The sequence below is a fragment of the Corynebacterium wankanglinii genome, from assembly GCF_013601005.1.
GTDB lineage: Bacteria > Actinomycetota > Actinomycetes > Mycobacteriales > Mycobacteriaceae > Corynebacterium > Corynebacterium wankanglinii.
This window is the reverse complement of record NZ_JABFED010000001.1, coordinates 556,121-574,094: the sequence shown is the minus strand read 5'-3', so window position 1 is coordinate 574,094 and position 17,974 is coordinate 556,121. Positions and strand designations below refer to the sequence as shown.

General features: G+C 65.0%; 18 protein-coding genes and 1 pseudogene. 9 read left to right on the top strand and 10 right to left on the bottom strand.

All coding sequences use genetic code 11. From position 1 onward, the window contains the following. Nucleotides 1–45: 45 nt before the first annotated feature. Nucleotides 46–1,452, bottom strand: a complete 1,407-nt coding sequence (locus HMA55_RS02840) for an NAD(P)H-quinone dehydrogenase (protein WP_235961596.1) — start codon at nt 1,450–1,452, stop codon at nt 46–48. Between the two features lie 63 nt (nt 1,453–1,515). After that, nucleotides 1,516–2,742 (bottom strand): amidohydrolase, encoded by a 1,227-nt coding sequence (locus HMA55_RS02835; RefSeq protein ID WP_181191543.1) that lies wholly within the window; start codon nt 2,740–2,742, stop codon nt 1,516–1,518. 65 nt (nt 2,743–2,807) lie between these two features. Between HMA55_RS02835 and HMA55_RS02830 the strand changes: the two genes are divergently transcribed. Then, the gene (locus HMA55_RS02830; RefSeq protein ID WP_181191542.1) at nt 2,808–3,005 is read left to right on the top strand and encodes a hypothetical protein; all 198 of its coding nucleotides are present in this window, start codon (nt 2,808–2,810) and stop codon (nt 3,003–3,005) included. A 49-nt stretch (nt 3,006–3,054) separates the two neighbouring features. Here HMA55_RS02830 and HMA55_RS02825 read toward each other — a convergent pair whose 3' ends face one another. Together HMA55_RS02825 and upp are read right to left on the bottom strand one after the other, a co-directional pair. Next, the gene (locus HMA55_RS02825) at nt 3,055–3,456 is read right to left on the bottom strand and encodes a helix-turn-helix domain-containing protein (protein ID WP_181191541.1); all 402 of its coding nucleotides are present in this window, start codon (nt 3,454–3,456) and stop codon (nt 3,055–3,057) included. An 88-nt stretch (nt 3,457–3,544) separates the two neighbouring features. Continuing rightward, on the bottom strand, nt 3,545–4,180 hold the full coding sequence (upp, locus tag HMA55_RS02820; protein WP_181191540.1) for a uracil phosphoribosyltransferase: 636 nt from the start codon (nt 4,178–4,180) through the stop codon (nt 3,545–3,547). Between the two features lie 84 nt (nt 4,181–4,264). On the opposite strand from upp, the gene HMA55_RS02815 reads away from it, so the two are divergent. The 5 genes from HMA55_RS02815 (at nt 4,265) to HMA55_RS02795 (ending at nt 9,341) form a co-directional block, all read left to right on the top strand. Beyond that, nucleotides 4,265–4,546: a hypothetical protein gene (locus HMA55_RS02815; RefSeq protein ID WP_181191539.1), complete on the top strand. Its 282-nt coding sequence runs from the start codon at nt 4,265–4,267 to the stop codon at nt 4,544–4,546. Then, the gene (locus HMA55_RS02810) at nt 4,543–5,631 is read left to right on the top strand and encodes a C40 family peptidase (RefSeq protein ID WP_257802617.1); all 1,089 of its coding nucleotides are present in this window, start codon (nt 4,543–4,545) and stop codon (nt 5,629–5,631) included. Before HMA55_RS02815 ends, HMA55_RS02810 begins: the two co-directional genes overlap by 4 nt. An 11-nt stretch (nt 5,632–5,642) precedes the next feature. After that, the gene (locus tag HMA55_RS02805; RefSeq protein WP_181191538.1) at nt 5,643–6,881 is read left to right on the top strand and encodes a hypothetical protein; all 1,239 of its coding nucleotides are present in this window, start codon (nt 5,643–5,645) and stop codon (nt 6,879–6,881) included. Between the two features lie 78 nt (nt 6,882–6,959). After that, a complete protein-coding gene (locus tag HMA55_RS02800; RefSeq protein WP_181191537.1) occupies nt 6,960–8,090 on the top strand; it encodes a trimeric intracellular cation channel family protein in 1,131 nt (376 codons plus the stop codon). Then, complete coding sequence (locus HMA55_RS02795) at nt 8,091–9,341, top strand: D-alanyl-D-alanine carboxypeptidase family protein (RefSeq protein ID WP_374680616.1); 1,251 nt, start codon at nt 8,091–8,093, stop codon at nt 9,339–9,341. It abuts the gene before it with no gap. On the opposite strand, the gene HMA55_RS02790 is transcribed toward HMA55_RS02795, so the two are convergent. Then, nucleotides 9,301–10,395 carry a YhjD/YihY/BrkB family envelope integrity protein gene (locus HMA55_RS02790; RefSeq protein WP_181191536.1) on the bottom strand — a complete coding sequence of 365 codons (1,095 nt, stop codon included), beginning with the start codon at nt 10,393–10,395 and terminating at the stop codon, nt 9,301–9,303. The two genes, HMA55_RS02795 and HMA55_RS02790, sit on opposite strands and share 41 nt — an antisense overlap. A gap of 394 nt (nt 10,396–10,789) precedes the next feature. On the opposite strand from HMA55_RS02790, the gene cmtR reads away from it, so the two are divergent. After that, a complete protein-coding gene (gene cmtR, locus HMA55_RS02785) occupies nt 10,790–11,149 on the top strand; it encodes a Cd(II)/Pb(II)-sensing metalloregulatory transcriptional regulator CmtR (RefSeq protein ID WP_181191535.1) in 360 nt (119 codons plus the stop codon). Continuing rightward, nucleotides 11,146–13,038 carry a heavy metal translocating P-type ATPase gene (locus tag HMA55_RS02780; RefSeq protein WP_181191534.1) on the top strand — a complete coding sequence of 631 codons (1,893 nt, stop codon included), beginning with the start codon at nt 11,146–11,148 and terminating at the stop codon, nt 13,036–13,038. The genes cmtR and HMA55_RS02780 overlap by 4 nt, the downstream gene beginning before the upstream one ends. 39 nt (nt 13,039–13,077) lie before the next feature. Here HMA55_RS02780 and trpS read toward each other — a convergent pair whose 3' ends face one another. Next, complete coding sequence (gene trpS / locus HMA55_RS02775; RefSeq protein WP_235961593.1) at nt 13,078–14,085, bottom strand: tryptophan--tRNA ligase; 1,008 nt, start codon at nt 14,083–14,085, stop codon at nt 13,078–13,080. 823 nt (nt 14,086–14,908) lie between these two features. On the opposite strand from trpS, the pseudogene HMA55_RS02770 reads away from it, so the two are divergent. Then, nucleotides 14,909–15,079: pseudogene (locus HMA55_RS02770) on the top strand (GntR family transcriptional regulator); the annotation flags it as partial. Between the two features lie 120 nt (nt 15,080–15,199). On the opposite strand, the gene bsaP reads toward HMA55_RS02770, so the two are convergent. The 4 genes from bsaP to HMA55_RS02750 form a co-directional block, all read right to left on the bottom strand. Continuing rightward, on the bottom strand, nt 15,200–15,403 hold the full coding sequence (bsaP, locus tag HMA55_RS02765; protein ID WP_181191532.1) for a biotin synthase auxiliary protein BsaP: 204 nt from the start codon (nt 15,401–15,403) through the stop codon (nt 15,200–15,202). A 10-nt stretch (nt 15,404–15,413) separates the two neighbouring features. Next, the gene (gene bioB / locus HMA55_RS02760; protein WP_181191531.1) at nt 15,414–16,478 is read right to left on the bottom strand and encodes a biotin synthase BioB; all 1,065 of its coding nucleotides are present in this window, start codon (nt 16,476–16,478) and stop codon (nt 15,414–15,416) included. 94 nt (nt 16,479–16,572) lie between these two features. After that, nucleotides 16,573–17,025, bottom strand: coding sequence for a hypothetical protein (locus HMA55_RS02755; RefSeq protein ID WP_181191530.1), 453 nt, complete (start codon nt 17,023–17,025; stop codon nt 16,573–16,575). Nucleotides 17,026–17,030: 5 nt separating this feature from the next. After that, entirely contained in the window at nt 17,031–17,945 is a 915-nt protein-coding gene (locus tag HMA55_RS02750) for an exodeoxyribonuclease III (RefSeq protein WP_181191529.1), read from the bottom strand. Nucleotides 17,946–17,974 lie beyond the last annotated feature (29 nt).

The following is a 17,974-nucleotide window of genomic DNA, read 5'->3' as shown; positions in this document are numbered from 1 at the left end:
GCCCGCGTTTCGGGGGTGGCACTGAAGCCCTACATCTCCCTCCGACTAATCCAGGTCGGAGTGCGTGATCAAGCGGCGGGCGGCCTCAGTGATCGAACCGGACAGCGACGGGTACACCGCCATCGACTGGGCCAGCTGCGTCACGGTGAGGTTGTTTGTCACCGCGATAGTCAGCGACAAGATCAGTTCGGAGGCGGTCGGGGCGACAATCACGCCGCCGAGCACCTGGCCCGAGCCCTTGCGAGCGAAGATTTTGACAAAGCCGTACTGCAGGGAACGCATCTTCGCGCGCGGGTTTGTGGCCAGCGGCAGCTTGTAGATGTCAGCCTCGATCTCGCCGTCGCGGATCTGCTGCTCGGTCACACCCACCGCCGCGATCTCGGGGCGGGTGAACACGGCGTTGCCCACCGTCTTCAGGCGGATCGGGCTCACGCCCTCGCCGAGCGCGTGGTCCACGGCGGTGCGTCCCTGCTGCGCGGCCACGGAGGCCAGCGGCATGAGGTCGGTGCAGTCGCCCGCCGCGTAGATGCCGGCCACGTTGGTGCGGGACACGCGGTCGACGTGAATGTGGCCCGACGGGGTGACCTCCACGCCTGCGGCTTCCAGGTTGAGGTCGGCGGTGTTCGGGATGGAGCCGATGGACATCATCACGTGCGAACCCTCGATCGCGCGGCCGTCGGTGGTGTGGACGACCACAGCGTCACCGGTGTTTTCCACGCGCTCCACGCGGGCGTCCTTTTCCAGCTGCACGCCGCGATCCGCCAGCACGTCCTCGAGCACATCGGCGGCATCCGCGTCGTCGTGGGGCAGGATGCGGTCGCGGGATGCCACCATGGTGACCTTCACACCGAGCTCCGCAAAGGCGGAGACGAACTCCGCGCCGGTCACACCAGAACCGACCACGATGAGGTGCGAGGGCAGATCCTTCAGGTCGTACATCTGGCGCCAGTTCAAAATGCGCTCGCCGTCCGGTTCCGCGCCCTTCAGCACACGCGGGCTGGCACCGACTGAGACGAGCACCATGTTGCAGGTGATTGTCTCGGTGGAACCGCCGGCTACGTCCACCTCGATGTTGTGGGTGGTGTGGCCGGTCTGCTCGTCCGCGAAGCGCGCACGGCCGTCGATGAAACGGACGCCGTTTCGCTCCAGCTGCGCGCGGATGTCGCCGGACTGCTCGCCGGCCAGCGACTTCACGCGGTCGTTCAGCGCGAGAAGCGACAGTTTCGCGTCGCCCAAGGCGTGGCTGAGGCCCATATCGTCCGCACGGCGGAGGTCGTTTTTGATGTTTGCGCCCGCGATGAAGCTCTTCGACGGCACGACATCCTTACGGATCGCCGACCCGCCCGCGCCGCTGTCTTCAACGATCGTGATGTCTGCACCGTACTTGGATGCCACCAGTGCGGCCTCGTAACCGCCGGGGCCACCACCGATGATGACGATCTTCTTGGACAAAACAGCACTCCTCATGGGTCGGGTGACGGGGCCAAACTGCGTCACAGTGTACCTAGAAGTCGGCTACTCTTCGCCCGGGCGGAAATACTCCTCCACGATGGATCCGAACAGCCGGACACCGACGCCGATTGCGCGCTCGTCCACGTTGAGGTCGCCCTGGTGCAGGTCCTGGTGCTCGCCCTCCCCGCTCCAGGCGCCTAAGCGCATCATCGCACCAGGAACGTGCTCTAGGTACCAGGAGAAATCCTCGCCGCCGCTCGACTGCGGGGCGGAAACCACGCACTGCGGGTCCACGGCGCGTGCGGCTTGGACCGCCAGGGCGGTGGCTGCGTCGTCGTTAAGCACCGGCGGCACGCCTCGGATGTAATCCAGGTGGTACGTGCAGCCGGTGGGCGCAACGACGAGATCGATCAAGTCTGTGAGCAGATCCTCATTTTCGCGCCAGGTGGTGATATCGGCGGTACGGATAGTGCCCTCGAGCAGGCCGTGTTTCGGGATGGCGTTCGCCGCGTCACCCGCCTCCGCATGACCGAAGACCAGCACGGTGCCGGTACGCGGGTCCACTCGGCGTGAGAGTAGCCCCGGGAGTTGGGTGATCAGCGCGCCCATAGCGTAGACCACGTCGGCGGTCAGCTGCGGACGAGACGTGTGACCGCCCGGGCCCTGCACTTCAATGCGGATCACGTCCGAAGCGGAAGTAATTGCGCCGGTGCGCACACCGATTTGCCCGACCTTGATGTGCGGTTCCGCGTGCACCGCGTAGATGGCGGATACGCCCTCCAGTGCGCCCCACCTGACCACGTCCAGCGCACCGCCGCCCATGACCTCCTCCGCCGGCTGGAAGATCACGCGAACCGGGTGCTGCAGGTCCAGTGTGGACAGCGCGCACGCCAACCCCAGGGCCACCGTGGTGTGAACGTCGTGTCCGCAGGAGTGGGAAACTCCCGGATTGCCGGAGGCGAAGCTCAAACCGGTCTGCTCCGACACACGCAACGCGTCGATGTCAGCGCGAAACGCTAACCGGTCTCCCTCCACGGGGCCGAGGTCCACATACAAACCAGTACCTGGGAAGCGCACCGGGTGCAGCCCGAAGCCCTCCAGCGTCTCGGCGAGGAACTCGGTTGTGGCCACCTCTTCATTGGACAGCTCCGGGTGTGCATGGATGTGGCGGCGCCAGCCGATTACGCGCTCCTGGTTGCGGGTGAACCAGTCGTCCACCGCGGCGGCGATTCCGGCGTCGTCCACTTGCGCTCCCCTTTTCCAGCTTCGGTTATCAGATTTTGCTGACATGAGTGTACGCGCACCCCCCACGAAGTAGACAAAGCGGTGCGGAAGGTGTTGTTACAGTGCCAGCCATGATTTCGAGGACAACTGTTGTACTTACCGCCGCGATCCTGGCACTGACCAGCCTCACGGCGTGCGGCGAATCCGCCGACCAGGTCGCCCCCGAAACTCACGATGCAACCAATGCTGAAACGAGCGCTGAGCCGGAGACCGTCACGGTGATCACCGGTGTTGACGCCGACGGCCTGGTGCTCGAAGCAGACCGCTAGAACACAGTTAGAACACCGCTAGAACGCAGGCGTGCCCTGCGGGGCACCGCTAGAACGCAGGCGTGCCCTGCGGGGCACCGCGGCGCAGGTACATGTCGTGGAACCTGGCCGTGTCCTGTGCGCTTCGCGGCCACTGGAACCTGATAGGTGCAGGTGCTTGCGAATCCGTCACTGGGAAATAGCCCTCGACGTTTTCCGCCGCGCCGGGAAGCAGTGCCGCAGGCGGAACCTGTAATGCGGAAGCCAGCCGGTAGCAGGTGCTCAAGGTTGGGTCGGCCACCTTCGAGTTGTAATCGTTGCGCTCCAAGTTGGAAATGAGCGATCGCGATACCCCCGCCAGCTCAGCCAGGCGAGACTGGCTCAGCCCGCGCATCAGCCGGATGGCGCGAACCCGCTCGCCTAAACCCAGTGCGTAGCTCGCCCAGTGCGATTGCGGCAGTACATCCCCCATGTGTCAGCTCTCCCCAAAGCGTGAACGTTGCTGCCACGAAATGTAGCGCGCGATCCGCGGGGGCGCTACCGGAGGGACGTCAAGAAGCTTAAAGCTCGATATTGCGCGGGCCGTAGAGACGATCGCCCGCGTCGCCGAGGCCCGGGACGATGTAGGCGTCCTCGTTCAACGCAGGATCGATCGTCGCGGTGACCAGGCGCACCGGGCCGCCGTGCGCATCCAGCTTGTCCACGCCCGGTTGGGCGCTGACCATGCAGATGCAGGTGATGTCGTCCGCGCCGCGCTCCACCAGCAGGTCGATGGCGTGGATGAGCGAGCCGCCGGTGGCCAGCATCGGGTCGACGAGGAACACCGGCTGGCCAGCGAGATCCTGCGGCAACGCCTCCAAGTACGGCACCGGCTCGTGGGTTTTCTCATCGCGCGCGAGCCCGATGAAGCCCACCTGCGCATCCGGGATCATGGACAGCGCCGGATCGATCATGCCCAGGCCCGCGCGGATGATCGGCACGATGATCGGCGGTGTGGCCAGGCGCGTGCCGCGCGCGGGAGCCACGGGGGTTTCGGTGTCGAATTCCTCCACCGCAAGCCCGCGCGCGGCCTCGTAGATGAGCATCGCGCCCAAGTCCGCCAGCGCCGACCGGAACGCAGCGTTGTTGGAGCGCGCATCGCGCATGATGGTCAGGCGGGATGCAGCCAAGGGGTGGTTGACAACCGTGATATCCATGCCGCTCATGCTAGTTCACGCGGGGTGCGCGAAAATTTTTTGCCGGCGAGGGAACCGGGGCGGGGTGAGGCGCGTCCAATGGCCATGACTGTTTTTCACATTGACTCCACCGCTGTATCCGCCATGACCGATTCGCTGCGCGAGGACGCAGCACGGTTGCAATTGCTTAACGACGTCCCCGTGCTCGATGTGTGGCCCCTCGGCGAATTCCGCACCGCTGTGGGCGAGGCGATAGTCAAGGCCAATGCCGATGCAGAAGCATTGCGCGCGGAGGCGCAACGCATCGCCTCGGTGATGGACTTGGCCGTCGATGCGGCTGTTGCCGTAGACGCGTCCACCTGCCAGCGGTTGGGGGCGGCGCTGTGAGCAACCCGAAAGCTGACCTTGACCGCTTGCTCGACATCGCCTCCCGGTACACCGGGGCGCCCGACGTGACGGGCCGGCGGTGGGCGGACTATAGCCTCGACGTGCACGGCACCGCAGGCAAGCTAATTAAGTACCTGCCGAATGAGTTGCCGGCGCTACCGCACTTCCAAATGCCGGATTTCGCGGACTTTGTCCCGTTAGCGCTGGTAGCCAACACCTCCGGCGAGTCCCGTGCCGGCGCTGCCGCGGAGCTTGCCGCCTACCGCGCTACCATCAGCGACGCGGTGCTGCGCGGCCGCGTCCTTATCGGCACGGCGGCGTACGAGCTGGCATCCATCGCCATTGGCCTAGTCCGCAACGCGGCGGCCACGCCCGTCATCGCTGCCTCTCCCGCAGGCCCCCTCGGTGCCGCCGCGTACGTCGCCGGGCTGATCGCCACCTCCCTTGACAGCGCGATGGATGTGCTGAAGACACTGGAGGAAGACTTACGGGAGATCGCCCACAAGCTCTCCGCGTCCACCGACGCGGCCCTGGGACGGGTCATGCCTGGCCCCGGACCGCTCACGGAGAAGGCGCACGGGGAGTTGCAGCGCCTCGCATCGCTTGTCGCTCCGCCCGCCCAGGCGGCGGCACCACCTGCTCCACCGGTGACACGGGCAGCCGCCACGGTTGAACCACCGCCACCACCGGCGCCAGTACAAGCATCCGCCCCTCCACCGGAGCCGACGCCCGCGGCTGGCTCACCTGTTGGTGCCGCCGCCGTCGCCGCGGCGAAGAGCCAGTTGGGCACCCCGTACGTGTGGGGCGGTGCCGCGCCCGGCGGCTTCGACTGCTCCGGGCTGACCTCCTGGGCGTACAGGCAGGCGGGGTTGGAGATTCCGCGCGTCGCAGCCGACCAGACCGTTGGCAGGCAGGTGTCGTACCAGGAGCTGCAGCCGGGCGACCTGGTCCTGTGGTCCGGCCACGCTGCCATGTATGCCGGTGACGGCATGATAATCGAGGCTGGCAGCCCCGTGCAGATGAACCCGGTGCGGACGGAGAATCTCGGCATGACCTTCCGCGGGTTCTGGCGCCCAACCGGCTAAAGTTTGTCGGCATGACTACGCGCGCGATTCTCCCCGTCAAACTCTCGCTCACCGCAGGCGACTTCTACACCCTCTGGGCGCCCACCTGGAGGGAGAAGGGCAGCGAGTGGCAAGCCTTTTTGGGCGATGACCAGTCTGTGCTTGTGTTCCGCTCCCCCGAGGAGCTCCTGGCGTATCTGGAGACTACGAACGCTCACGATCTTGCAGACCACCCGAAGTGGCAGCAGTTCCAGGCGCAGGGCGACGACCGTGTTGTGCCGACGGAGAAGCAGTATTACGACATCGTCGGCGCGCCCGAGTTTCTAGCGGGTCGGCCCAGCCACGACAACGTTTCCAACCTGTCGCGAGTATTCCAAATCTCCCGCTCGCTCGCGGACGTCGCCTCCGCGGAGCAAGTCCAGATCTTCTTCGCCTCCCACTCCATCCTGGGCAACGTCAGCCGCGGGGCCGACCACTACGCGGGCGACAACGGCATGTCCGAGTGGTCTGGCGTCGGCCGGGTGGTGCTGTCCAACTGGGAGAGCGTTGTCCACTCGCTGGACGAATCCGTCCGTGTCGTGGAAACAAACGAGCTGGACGCCGAGCGCGTGTCCGCCGCCAGCGCCGCCATCACAGCCGCGACCGAAGCGCGCGCCGCCGAAGACGAGCGGGCACGCGCAGACGAAGCGGCGCGGGCCGCGGCGGAAGACCCGTACGACTCCTCCGCCTGGGGCCGCGCCGGTATCGACCCGGTGAAGGTATCCATCCAGGGCCAGAGTGTGTACACCCTGCGCACCTACCTGCGCGGTGCCCCAGTCTTTTTGGGCAAGTACGGCGAGATCTTCACGTTCCCGTCTACGAAGCACCTAGGCCGCTGGATCCTGGAAAACGACGACCACGACCTTGCCGGGGTATCCACTTGGCAGGACCTCATCAACACCGCCAATGCTGGTGAGCTCAAGGTTGAGGTCCACCCCGATAACTCCTATTCCTTCAACGGCATCGCCGCCGACATCGCCAAAGGCACCGACGCGGTGGACACGAAGCAGATGGCCAAGGCGTACGAGTTGCTCGCAGACGCGGCGGACTGGGCGGGCGATGACTCGCTGAACTCCCTGCTTCTTGCCAACCCTCGCATGCAGGATTACCTGGCCTACATGCTCGGCTCCACACGCGCCGCGGGTTACGTGCCCTCCGCGCCGTTCACCGACAAGGCCGAGGCGTGGACCGAGATGGAAAACCAGCTGATCAAGCGCTTCTCCAAGTTCTAGCCCCGAGCGGGGTTTACCCCCGCAGCCTGGCGCTCCCCAACGTGCTCGACATTCGTGCGACCTTTAGAATGCACTCCTATGTCAGTGGACCAGGTCGACCCCCTCATCAGCTCCATCTATCACTGGATGGACATATCCGGAGTACTGCTGATGGGCGTCATCGGCGGTACGCTAGCCCGCCAGCTCGGCTACGACATCGTGGGCTTCTTCTTCATCGCCATGCTGTCCGCGCTGGGCGGCGGCATGCTGCGCGACGTGCTGATTAACCAGGGCACCGTGGCCGCGATGAGCCAGCCGGAATACCTGATCCTCGCCTTCACCGGCGCGCTGATCGCGCGGTTTACCTACTTCAAAGGCCGCGCCTGGGAGTTTTTGCAGTCCCACGGCGACGCGCTCGTGTCTGCACTGTGGGCCTCCACAGGCGCGTCGAAGGCGATCCAGTACGGCTTGCCTGTGTTGCCCACCATCATGATGGGTGTGTTCACCGCGACCGGCGGTGGCATGATCCGCGACGTTGTCACCGGGCGCGAGCCCAGCGTCTTCGGCGGCAACCAGCCCACCGTCATCCCGGCGGTCGCGTGCGCCGTGATCACGCTGCTGGGCAACGCCACCGGGTACTTGGCGCTGGCGATGATCGTGGGCCCCGTGGTCAGCTTCGCCATGTTCTTGTTCGGCTACTACGGCAACTGGCGCATTTCCACCGACTCCGACTTCGCGCCCGTGAACTCGACGGTCAACGCCACGGCAACCCAAGTCGCGCACCTGGCGCGCAAGGCCGAGCACAAGTCCCGCGCAGTGGCACGAGAGCTGGAGCCCACGCGGGTGCGCTCGTGGCGCCACCGCCAGATGGAAAAGGCGTTGCAGCGCCGCATCGAGGCAGAGATCCGAAATGGCAAGCGCCCAGCGCAGGCGATGAGTGACGCCGATGATTTCCTCACCGAGTTCACCACCCAGTTCCCCGCCATCAATGCCGAGATGCTCGCGACGGCTGAAGCCGCAGCCCCGGAGGCAACCGAAGACGAGGGCCTGTTCGACGGCATCGGCATGGATCTTAGCGGCGACTCCTACGAGGACGAGGTGGGCGAGCCGGATCCCGCCGAAACCGAGGCGATGAACGCCGACATGCTGGATATCATTCTCTCCGACGAGGCCCTGACCGACGAGCTCATCGAGCGGCTTGCGGCCCGCTACAACGAGAAGGAGGCGTAGGTGAAGCGTGCGGCAGCAGCGACGGCCTGTCTGAGCTTCTGCTTATCGACGTCAGCGTTCGCCCAGGACGCCGTCACCCCCACCGAGACAACCTCCCCTGCTGGTCCGACAGTGGGCTACTACGACGACGGCGGCAACTGGATACCGCCCAGCCGGAATCGTGCGCCCGACACGGATACCTGCCCGCACGCCACCTGGCCGCCCGAGCCGGTGTCCACTTCGGAGCGTGCCGCGTCCCCCGCCCCACTGCCGGTGCGCTACCACGGACCCTGCGGCGTCACAGCCGCCGACGGCTACACCGTCCCGGACGGTGTAGTGGCGTCCTCCTGGCTGGTGGCGGACCTGGACTCGGGCGAGGTGGTGGCCATGAAAGACCCGCACGGGCGCTACCGGCCGGCATCCGTTATCAAGGTGCTGCTGGCGTTGACCGTGATCCACGAGCTGCCGTTGGGGCAGCAGGTGGTGGTCTCGGCCGAATCGGCGGGCCAAGAAGGCTCCGCCGCCGGCATCGGCGAGGGCGGCACCTACACCGTGGAGGACCTGCTCACCGGCCTTCTGCTGGCTTCCGGCAACGACTGCGCCCACGCGCTCGCCCAGGCACTCGGTGGTGACGAACTCGCCCTCGGCAAGGTCAACGCACTGGCACAGAGGCTGGGCATGCAGGACACCCGGGCAACGTCCTATTCCGGGTTAGATAGCGCCGGGATGTCCACCTCAGCTTGGGACATGGGGCTGGCCTACGCGGCCGCGTTCGCCGACCCCACGTTCGCGCGCATCGTGGGCACCGAGCACTACATGTTCCCCGGCTTCGACGAGCTGCCGTCCTTCGAACTGTGGAACGACAACCAGCTCTACCTCAACGACCCGGACGGCATCGGCGGCAAGACCGGCTACACCGACGACGCGAACCACACGTTCGTCGGCGCCGTCAACCACGAGGACCGGCGCCTCGTTGCCGTCGTGCTGGACACCGCGGCCTACGACCACCGCGCCTGGGAACAGGCGCAGGAGTTGCTCCACGAGGCGTATGGGGTGCGAAGCTCCGTCGCAAAGCTTGAGCCCCTCGCTGCTGAAACGAGTGCAGCACCGCCAACGACAGAGGTCGCCCCCACCCCCGAGCCTGAGGCTGGGGAGGAGACGGCCTGGAACCGCTGGTGGTCCTATGCGGTTGTAGCGGGAGTGCTGGCGCTCGCCGCGCTGGCTACTGCGCTCAGTCTCGCGACAGCAAGGAAGCGACACCGACGCCAATAGCACCGAGCGCCGCGCCGACGCCCAGGGCCTTGCCCGCGGCACTGGACTCGTCCTTGCCGCGCACAGCACCCGCGCGGACGTTGATCACCGCCGGCTCCGGCACCTCTGCCGGCGCCATGGCCAGGGACTCCTCGGTCGTGGCAGTCCACGCCGCGACGTAGAGCACCACGCGCCAGATGAGGTAGAGCAGGACCATCAGGGTGATGATCGGTCCGAAGATCGCGCCCGCCGGGTTGCCCGTGGCAGACGAAATGACCAGGCCGGCGAATTGCTGCAGGATAGCGAAGATGACTGCGCCGAGCAGCGCGCCCTTCAGCCCCGACTTCACCGGAACCTTCGTGCGCGGCATGTACATGTTCACCCACAGCATGACCAGGAAGCTGGCCAGGGCGCTGACCAGGAAGCCGACGATCCAGACCACCACGCGGGAGCCCGGGAAGTCGCCGACGCCGAGGCGGTCCATCAGCGTGCTGGTCCAGCTGGACACGCCCAAGGCCGTCACCACTGCGGCCACGATGAACAGAGCGATAAGCACAATCAGGCCCACGAGATCCGCGAGCTTCTTGGTAACGAAATTGCCACCCTCGTTCGCGTCCACCTTCCACATGGCGGAGACGCCGACGCGCAGAGTGTTCATCCAGTTCAGGCCGGACCACAACGTGGTAAGCAGGCCGACGCCCGCCACGGCGCCGCGCTGCTGGATCGCCTGGTCGATCAGCTGGTTGACCATGCTGCCCAAATCCCCGTCCAGGGACTGGGTGACCTGATCCTGAATGTCGCGCATGAGCTCAGGGCGGGCGTTGAGGAAGAAACCCAGGCCCGCAAACATCAGCATCAGAAGCGGAAACAGCGCCAGCACCGAGAAGTAGGTGATGCCGGCAGCCATCTGGTTGCCGCCCTCTGTGGCAAAGCGGTCATTCATCCGCAGCAGGTGACCAGCGGCGGGAGACTTCTTCTCCACCTTGTCCTCGAAGCCCTCTTTCTGCTGCTTCGAAGCCCGCTCAATGCCCTGCTCGTCGGTGTACGCCTTGCGCGGCGCTGTCGAGGTAGCCATCGACATCCCTTCAAATATGTGTCATTTACCCAACACATCGTAGAGCAGGCCGTGCGATGGCGGGGGCGGAGCCGGGGTCGGGGCGGCGGCGGTGTCGAAGAGGTCTCGGTAACCTTGCTGGGCTGCGGTGATTCCGAGTGCTGTGGCGTGACGGGTTTCACCGGTTCCAGGCCTCAAAGCCGACGCCGCCGTCAGGTCCGCCGACCCCCTGGTCATCACCACCCCACCGGGATTGGCGTGGATGCCAGGCCCAGTCGCCGACTATCCCATCGACTAATTTCTGCTGGTCGTCGCGGTTGCTGCAGACTGCTCACGACTGCGGCCAGCGTCAACGGGGCGCCGGCAGGCTCTTCACACCTTGCGTCAGTTCAGTCAATACTGTACTGTTCAGCGAATGCTGACCATTGCTTCACGCCTCGACGTCATGAACCGGCTCGGCCGGGCCATGGCGGATCCGACGCGTTCCAGAATCCTGGTGACACTACTCGACGGCCCGAGCTACCCGGCCGTACTCTCGCGCGACCTGGACCTGACCCGCTCAAATGTCTCGAACCACCTGACCTGCCTGCGTGACTGCGGCATCGTCGTCGCCGAGCCGGAGGGCCGCAAGACACGCTACGAAATCGCCGATCCGCACCTCGCGGCAGCGCTCAACGCGCTGGTGAACGCGACGTTGGCTGTCGACGAAAACGCCCCGTGCATCGACCCTGAATGCTCGGTGCCCGGCTGCGGCGAGAAAGGAGCGGACGCATGAGCTCGGCGTGTGGATGCGAACAAGAACCCGCCACGGAGATCGAAGAGCTCGATCGGCCATGGTGGAAGGACCCCGAGTTGCTACTGCCGATCTTCTCCGGCGTAGCCCTCTGCATAGGTCTGGCGCTGAACTGGTCCGGGCTAGAGACACCCGCGACAGTACTGTTCTGGGTCGGCCTGCTGCTAGGGGCGTATACGTTCGCACCCGGCGCGATCCGGAACCTTGTCACGAAGCGCAAGCTCGGCATTGGTTTGCTGATGACGATCAGCGCGGTCGGCGCGGTGATCCTCGGTTACGTCGGAGAGGCCGCGGCGCTAGCGTTCCTGTACTCGATCGCCGAGGCGCTGGAAGACAAGGCTATGGACCGGGCACAGGGCGGACTGCGGGCACTGTTGAAGTTGGTACCGCAGACCGCGACGGTGTTGCGCGACGGCACGTCGGTCGAGGTCGCAGCGAAGGACCTCGTGGCTGGCGAGCTGATGCTCGTGCGCCCCGGAGAGCGGATCGCCACGGACGGCATCATTCGGTCTGGGCGCTCCGGCCTTGACACCTCAGCGATCACCGGAGAATCCATTCCGGAGGAGGTTGCGCCCGGCGACGAGGTGCCCGCGGGAGCGATCAACTCCGCCGGTGTGCTGGAAGTCGAGACGACCGCAGCTGGAACGGACAACTCGCTCACCACACTCGTGGACCTGGTCGAGCAGGCGCAGGCGGAAAAGGGCGACCGCGCCCGGATCGCCGACCGGATTGCCCAACCCCTAGTGCCCGGGGTGATGATCCTGGCGGTGCTGGTCGGCGTGATCGGCTCGCTGCTGGGCGACCCCGAGACGTGGATCACCCGTGCGTTAGTGGTTCTGGTCGCAGCGTCGCCGTGCGCGCTGGCAATCTCCGTGCCGCTGACGGTCGTGGCCGCGATCGGCGCGGCCAGCCAGTTCGGCGTGGTCATCAAGTCCGGCGCGGCGTTTGAGCGGCTCGGCGGCATCCGTCACCTGGCGGTGGACAAGACCGGAACCCTCACCCGCAACCAGCCCGAGGTTACCGGCGTGGTCCCGGCAGACGGGTTCGATCGGGCTCAAGTGCTTGCTTTCGCGGCGGCGGTTGAGCAGCAATCGACGCACCCCCTCGCCGCGGCGATCGCGGCAGCGGAGCCCGAAGCGCCCGCCGCCCTGGACATCAGCGAGGAAGCTGGGCATGGCATCGGCGGCACCGTCGAAGGTCGACGGGTGCTGGTGGGCAGCCCCCGGTGGATCGACGCCGGGCCACTGAAGGCAGACGTTGAGCGCATGGAATCCGAGGGCCAGACCTGCGTCCTGGTCACCGTCGATGACACCCTCGCCGGAGCGATCGGGGTCCGCGACGAGCTGCGGCCCGAGGTGCCCGAAGCCGTGCAGACCCTGCGCGCCAACGACGTGGAAGTGAGCATGCTCACCGGCGACAACACTCGCACCGCCCGAGCGCTGGCTGAAATCGCCGGAATCGACGACGTGCGCGCCGAGCTGCGCCCTGAGGACAAGGCAAGCATCGTCGCCGAATTCTCCTCCAAGACACCGACAGCGATGATCGGCGACGGCATCAACGACGCGCCGGCACTGGCGGGCGCGACGGTGGGCATAGCGATGGGAGCGACCGGCTCTGACGCCGCGATCGATTCCGCTGACGTCGCCTTCACCGGCCACGACCTCCGACTGATCCCGCAGGCGCTGCAGCACGCCCGCCGAGGCAGCAGAATCATCAACCAGAACATCGTGCTGTCTCTGGCCATCATCATCGTGTTGATGCCGCTTGCGATCAGCGGCGTGCTGGGCCTGGCTGCGGTCGTGTTGGTTCACGAGGTCGCTGAAGTCATCGTCATCTTGAACGGCCTGCGGGCCGCACGAGCGAAGCGCTGAGGCTACGCCGGAAGCGGACACCGGCCCCGCCGTGAGCCCCTAGCGCTTCGGTGCGAGGAAACCGACCTTGTCGTACACGTCGGCCAACAGCGGGGCCGCAACCTCGCGGGCGCGTTCGGCACCGCGGGCCAGGATGGCTTCCAGCTCTGCGCGGTCTGACATGAGTTCGTCGTAGCGGGTGCGAAGCGGCGTCGTAAAGCTTTCGAGTGCTTCTGCGGTGTCCACCTTGAGCGCGCCGTAGCCTTGGCCCTCGTAGCCCGCGACAATTTCATCGACCGGCGTGCCGGTGAGCGCCGACTGAATGACCAGCAGGTTGGACACGCCCGGCTTGTTTTCCCTGTCAAAGGCGATCACGCCGTCGTTGTCGGTTACCGCAGAGCGGATGCGCTTGGCGGACGTCTTCGGCTCGTCCAACAGGTTCACAATGCCCTTCGGGTTCGCGCCCGACTTGGACATCTTCGATGTGGGGTCCTGCAGGTCATAGATCTTCGCCGCGCCCTCGACGATCATGCCCTCCGGCACGGTGAAGGTCGTGCCGTACTTGGCGTTGAAGCGCTCCGCCAGGTTGCGGGTGAGCTCCAAGTGTTGGCGCTGGTCCTCCCCCACCGGCACCAGCTGCGGGGAGTACAACAAAATGTCCGCGGCCATGAGCACCGGGTAGGTGAACAGGCCCACCGAGGTCCGATCCTGGCCCTGTTTGGCGGATTTGTCCTTGAACTGGGTCATGCGGCCGGCCTCGCCAAAACCGGTCAGGCACTGCAGCACCCAAGTCAGCTCAGCGTGCTCCGGCACATGGGATTGCACGAAAAGAGTGGACTTGTCCGGGTCAATGCCCAGCGCAATCAGCTGAGCGCAGCCGGCGAGCGTGCGGTGGCGCAGCTCTTCCGGGTCCTGCTCGACGGTGATCGCGTGCAGGTCTGGGATGAAGTAGAACGCGTCGTAGCCGTCTTGCAGGTCAATCCACTGCTTCAGCGCACCGAGGTAGTTACCCAGGTGGTAGGAGTCGGCGGTGGGCTGGATTCCTGAAAGCACGCGTTGCTGAGACATGCGCATCAGTCTATCTGTGGACAGCAGGCACAATATCACTAGGATTTCCGCTGACTGGTTACGGACAGCTTTTGGAGTCTCAGAGATGGGAAAGCCAGGCCAAACCGGGTGGAAGTCTCATCTTCCTTGGCTTATTACGGGCGTATCAGTGGCTACGTCAACGGGTTTCGCAACCCTTTTGGCTGTTGGGACTCCCGACGGGGTCAGGTTGACTCTCGATTTTCTTGGAAAGCTTCTCGGCCCAATTGGAGCTGCCCTTATTGCGTGGGCGGGCGTTGACCACACAATACGCAACACAAAGAGGTTAGATCAGTCAAAGGAGTGGTACGCGACCCTGAGATGGGCTGCCGAGTTGTGCAGTTCGAGCGAAGAACGCTCAGTGGAAATTGGGGTGGCCGCTTTGGATGCGTTGGATGATCTTCCCTTCCTTTCAGAGGAACAAAACGTACTGATAGACAAGTTGTTACATCAGGCAACGTTGGATCACGAGGACATAAATGACGTTAATTGACGTGGTGATCGATCTAGGATGGTCAGCAATAAAGGTAGGGAGGAAAGCATGTCCACGCCCACACACTCGTCTGAGGCAGTTCAGAAGCGCGCCGGGAATCGCCCTTCGCGAGGCCAAATCGCTGCCGCGAAACTGATACTCAAGCGTGATCAGGAAGGAAAAGGTCGCGTAGTAATCACCGAAAGGATTCGTGAGCTCGCCGCCCACGAGCTTTCGTAAACGCTTCGCAAAAACCAGGTCTTCGCCGCCATCCGCGTGAAGGCCTGGTTTTCTTTTCGGCCTGAAGACTCCGACACATCTGTGGTTTCCCACATGAGTGGTAAACCCATATACCAAGAGATCGCGGACCAGCTCCGAGACGTGATCTCCTCCGGCGAGCTCGCGCCCGGAGACCGAGTGCCGTCCACCAACGAGCTCTCCGCGTACCACTCGGTCAACCCCACCACGTCCGCCAAAGCACTTACCGAGCTGTTCAACGAGGGCCTCGTTCGCGTTCCTGTTCCTCGCCGCTGTGGTCGGTATCGGCGCGCTCCTAGTCGCCGGAACCGCGATCGCGACGATCGCCCACACCCCGCGGTTCGTCAAATAGCCCGCGCAGTAGCCTCAGCGCTCAAGCCATTCAGAGCGCAAGATCCCGTGGCGCGAGCAGGCCGCCTCCCACGCCATCGGGGAAATCTTTACCACCATCCGGCGCTGGCACAGCGGGCAGATGCGCGGGGCATCGTAAGGCCGGGTCGGGTCAAGCGGCCAGGGGATCTCGCCGGATAGTACGGCGTCGGCGAGGTCGGTGTTGTCGGGGATCTTCATCGGGCGAAATTTACAGCGACTTGATGGTGTCGTAGAGCACGCCGTGGCCGGAGTTGGCCTTCTGGCCCACCGGGGTGATGTTCAGGTTCAGCCCCGGGCGGGCGCCGCCTTCCATCACTCGGTCCACCGCGTCGCGGTCCTTTTCCATCGGGCGGCCGAACGTGGTCAGGTAGTTGCCCCCGATGATCGCGTTGGCGCCGCCCATGAGGCCGGCCTCGGTACCGTCGTCGCCAAGCGCGAGCTCGGTGCCGCCGGCGAACCGCAGCTGGGTGGACGGCATGGCGAGGCGGAACGCGGCGACGGCGCGCAGTGCCTCGCCCTGTGGGACCAGCGGACGGTCGGCGAACGGGGTGCCCGGGCGCGGGTCGAGGAAGTTCATCGGCACCTCGTGCGGCTGGATCTCGGCGAGCTGAACGGCGAACTCGGCGCGCTGCTCGATGGTCTCGCCCAGGCCGATGATGCCGCCGCAGCAGGTCTCCATGCCCTCTGCCAGCACGTTTTCCAGGGTGTCCTTGCGCTCCTGCCAGGTGTGGGTGGTCACCACGCTGGGGAAGAAGCTCTCGGCGGTTTCGAAGTTGTGGTTGTAGCGCGACACGCCCATCTTGGCCAGCTGGCGCGCCTGGTCGCGGGTGAGGATGCCCAGGGAGGCGGAGATGGAGATGTCTACCTCCTCCTGGATGGCGGTGACGGCCTCTGCCACCTGGTCGAGCAGCTGCTGGGTCGGGCCTTTGACCGCGGCCACGATGCAGAATTCGGACGCGCCCATCTTCTCGGACTGCTTTGCGGCCTCCACCAGCTCGTTGATGTCCAGGGTGACGGCTCGTACCGGCGATTCGAACAGGCCGGACTGCGAGCAGAAGTGGCAGTCCTCGGGGCAGCCGCCGGTTTTCAGGGAGATGATGCCCTCGAGCGAAACGTCGACGCCGCAGTGCTTGATGCGCACCTGGTGGGCAAGGTCGAGCAGTTCAGGCAGCCGCTCGTCTTCGATGTTGAGGATCTGGACGAGTTCGTCCTTATTCAACCCTTCGCCGTTTTCCAGCGCTTTTTCGCGGGCAATGTCAAGGATGTCGGTCATTGTGCTGCACTCCGTTCTTCGTGTTCCACTTCACAAGCGAGTGTCAGTGTAAACCGTCATTGAACAGTGTTCAGCTATTTCACCCCACGACGCCCTAATCCACAGGTGAGCCGATCAAATTCTCCACGTCAGTGCCACGCTCGCCCACCAGCGCCCACGCCCCGTCGCGCTGCTCGAACGTCAGCTCGTCGTTGGTCACCTCGCGGATCTCGTCGCGGTTCCCGCCACACACATCCAGCTCGTCGCGTTGGTACGCCTCAGTGATGATGGCGCTGTCGAAGCGCTGCTGCACCATCCAGTTCTGCCCGTCTTCGGGATCTTCCAGGACGTCTTTGCCAAACACGTCGGCCAGGGCCGCGTCGTCGCTCGTGCAGACAATAAACAGGCTCTTGCCGGAGGGGTACACCTCAGCCATATTCAGCGTGACAGCGTCAGTGTCGCCCTGCGTCGCATCGTCGAGCGCGTCCTGAAGCATGTGCGGTTCCGAATCACACGCCGTCAGCAAAATGGCCGGCGCCACAATCAGGGAAAATTTCGTCTTCTTCACACTTCTTAACGGTACTCCACCACCAGGGGCGAGTGGTCCGACCAGCGCTGTTCTACCGTGGGCGCTTTATCCACCCAAGTGTGCTCGGCCCGCTCAAGCATATTGGCGGTGGCCGCCTGAACGTCGATGCGCCAGCCCGCGTTGTTGTTGAAGGCCTGCCCACGGAAGGTCCACCACGTGAACGAGGCATCCTCCGGTTGCAGCCTGCGGGCCACATCGAACCACTTCGGATCGCCGTTTGCCTCTCGACGTCCTTCGGCCCCGTACCCCACCGCCCCAGCCCAGACCGGGTCGGCCTTCAACTCCGCGTCCTGCGGTTCATCGTCCGGGAAACAGCCGAAGATGGCGTCCATGAAGGCGCGCTCGTGGGGCAGGAAGCCTGACTTTTTGTTGTTCGTCTTCCAGTTCTTCAGATCCTCGCGGCGGTGACAGATGTTCCAGTCGCCGCCGATGACCATGTTCGGATACTCGTCCGCCCACCGCTCCAGCAGCGCCTCGAACTCGTCGAGGAAACGGTACTTCTCGTCTTGTTTGGCCGTACCGGCGGAACCGGACGGGAGATAGAGGGAGCCGACCCGGGTGCCGTCGTGAAGCGTGGCGGCGATGAAGCGGCCGGCGTCCTCGAAGGTGGGGATGCCGAAGGTGACGTCGTCAAGCGGAGTGCGCGACAGGATGCCCACACCCGCGCGCCCTTTAGCGCCCGGAGCCTCAGCCGGTGCGACCTCGAGGTTCCACCCCTGCTCAAGGGCGGGCGCCAACGCCGCGTGAGCCTGGTCAACGGTGGCGCGAACTTCCTGCATCAGCACCACGTCCGCCGGAGTTTCTGTCAGCCAGGCGAGCATGCCCGGATTGTCCTCGTTGCGGATTTTGGTGGCGGCGCGGATGCCGTTGACGTTGACCGACGCGATTGTGAGACTCATGTGTGACGACCCTAGTAGTCTGGTTGGCT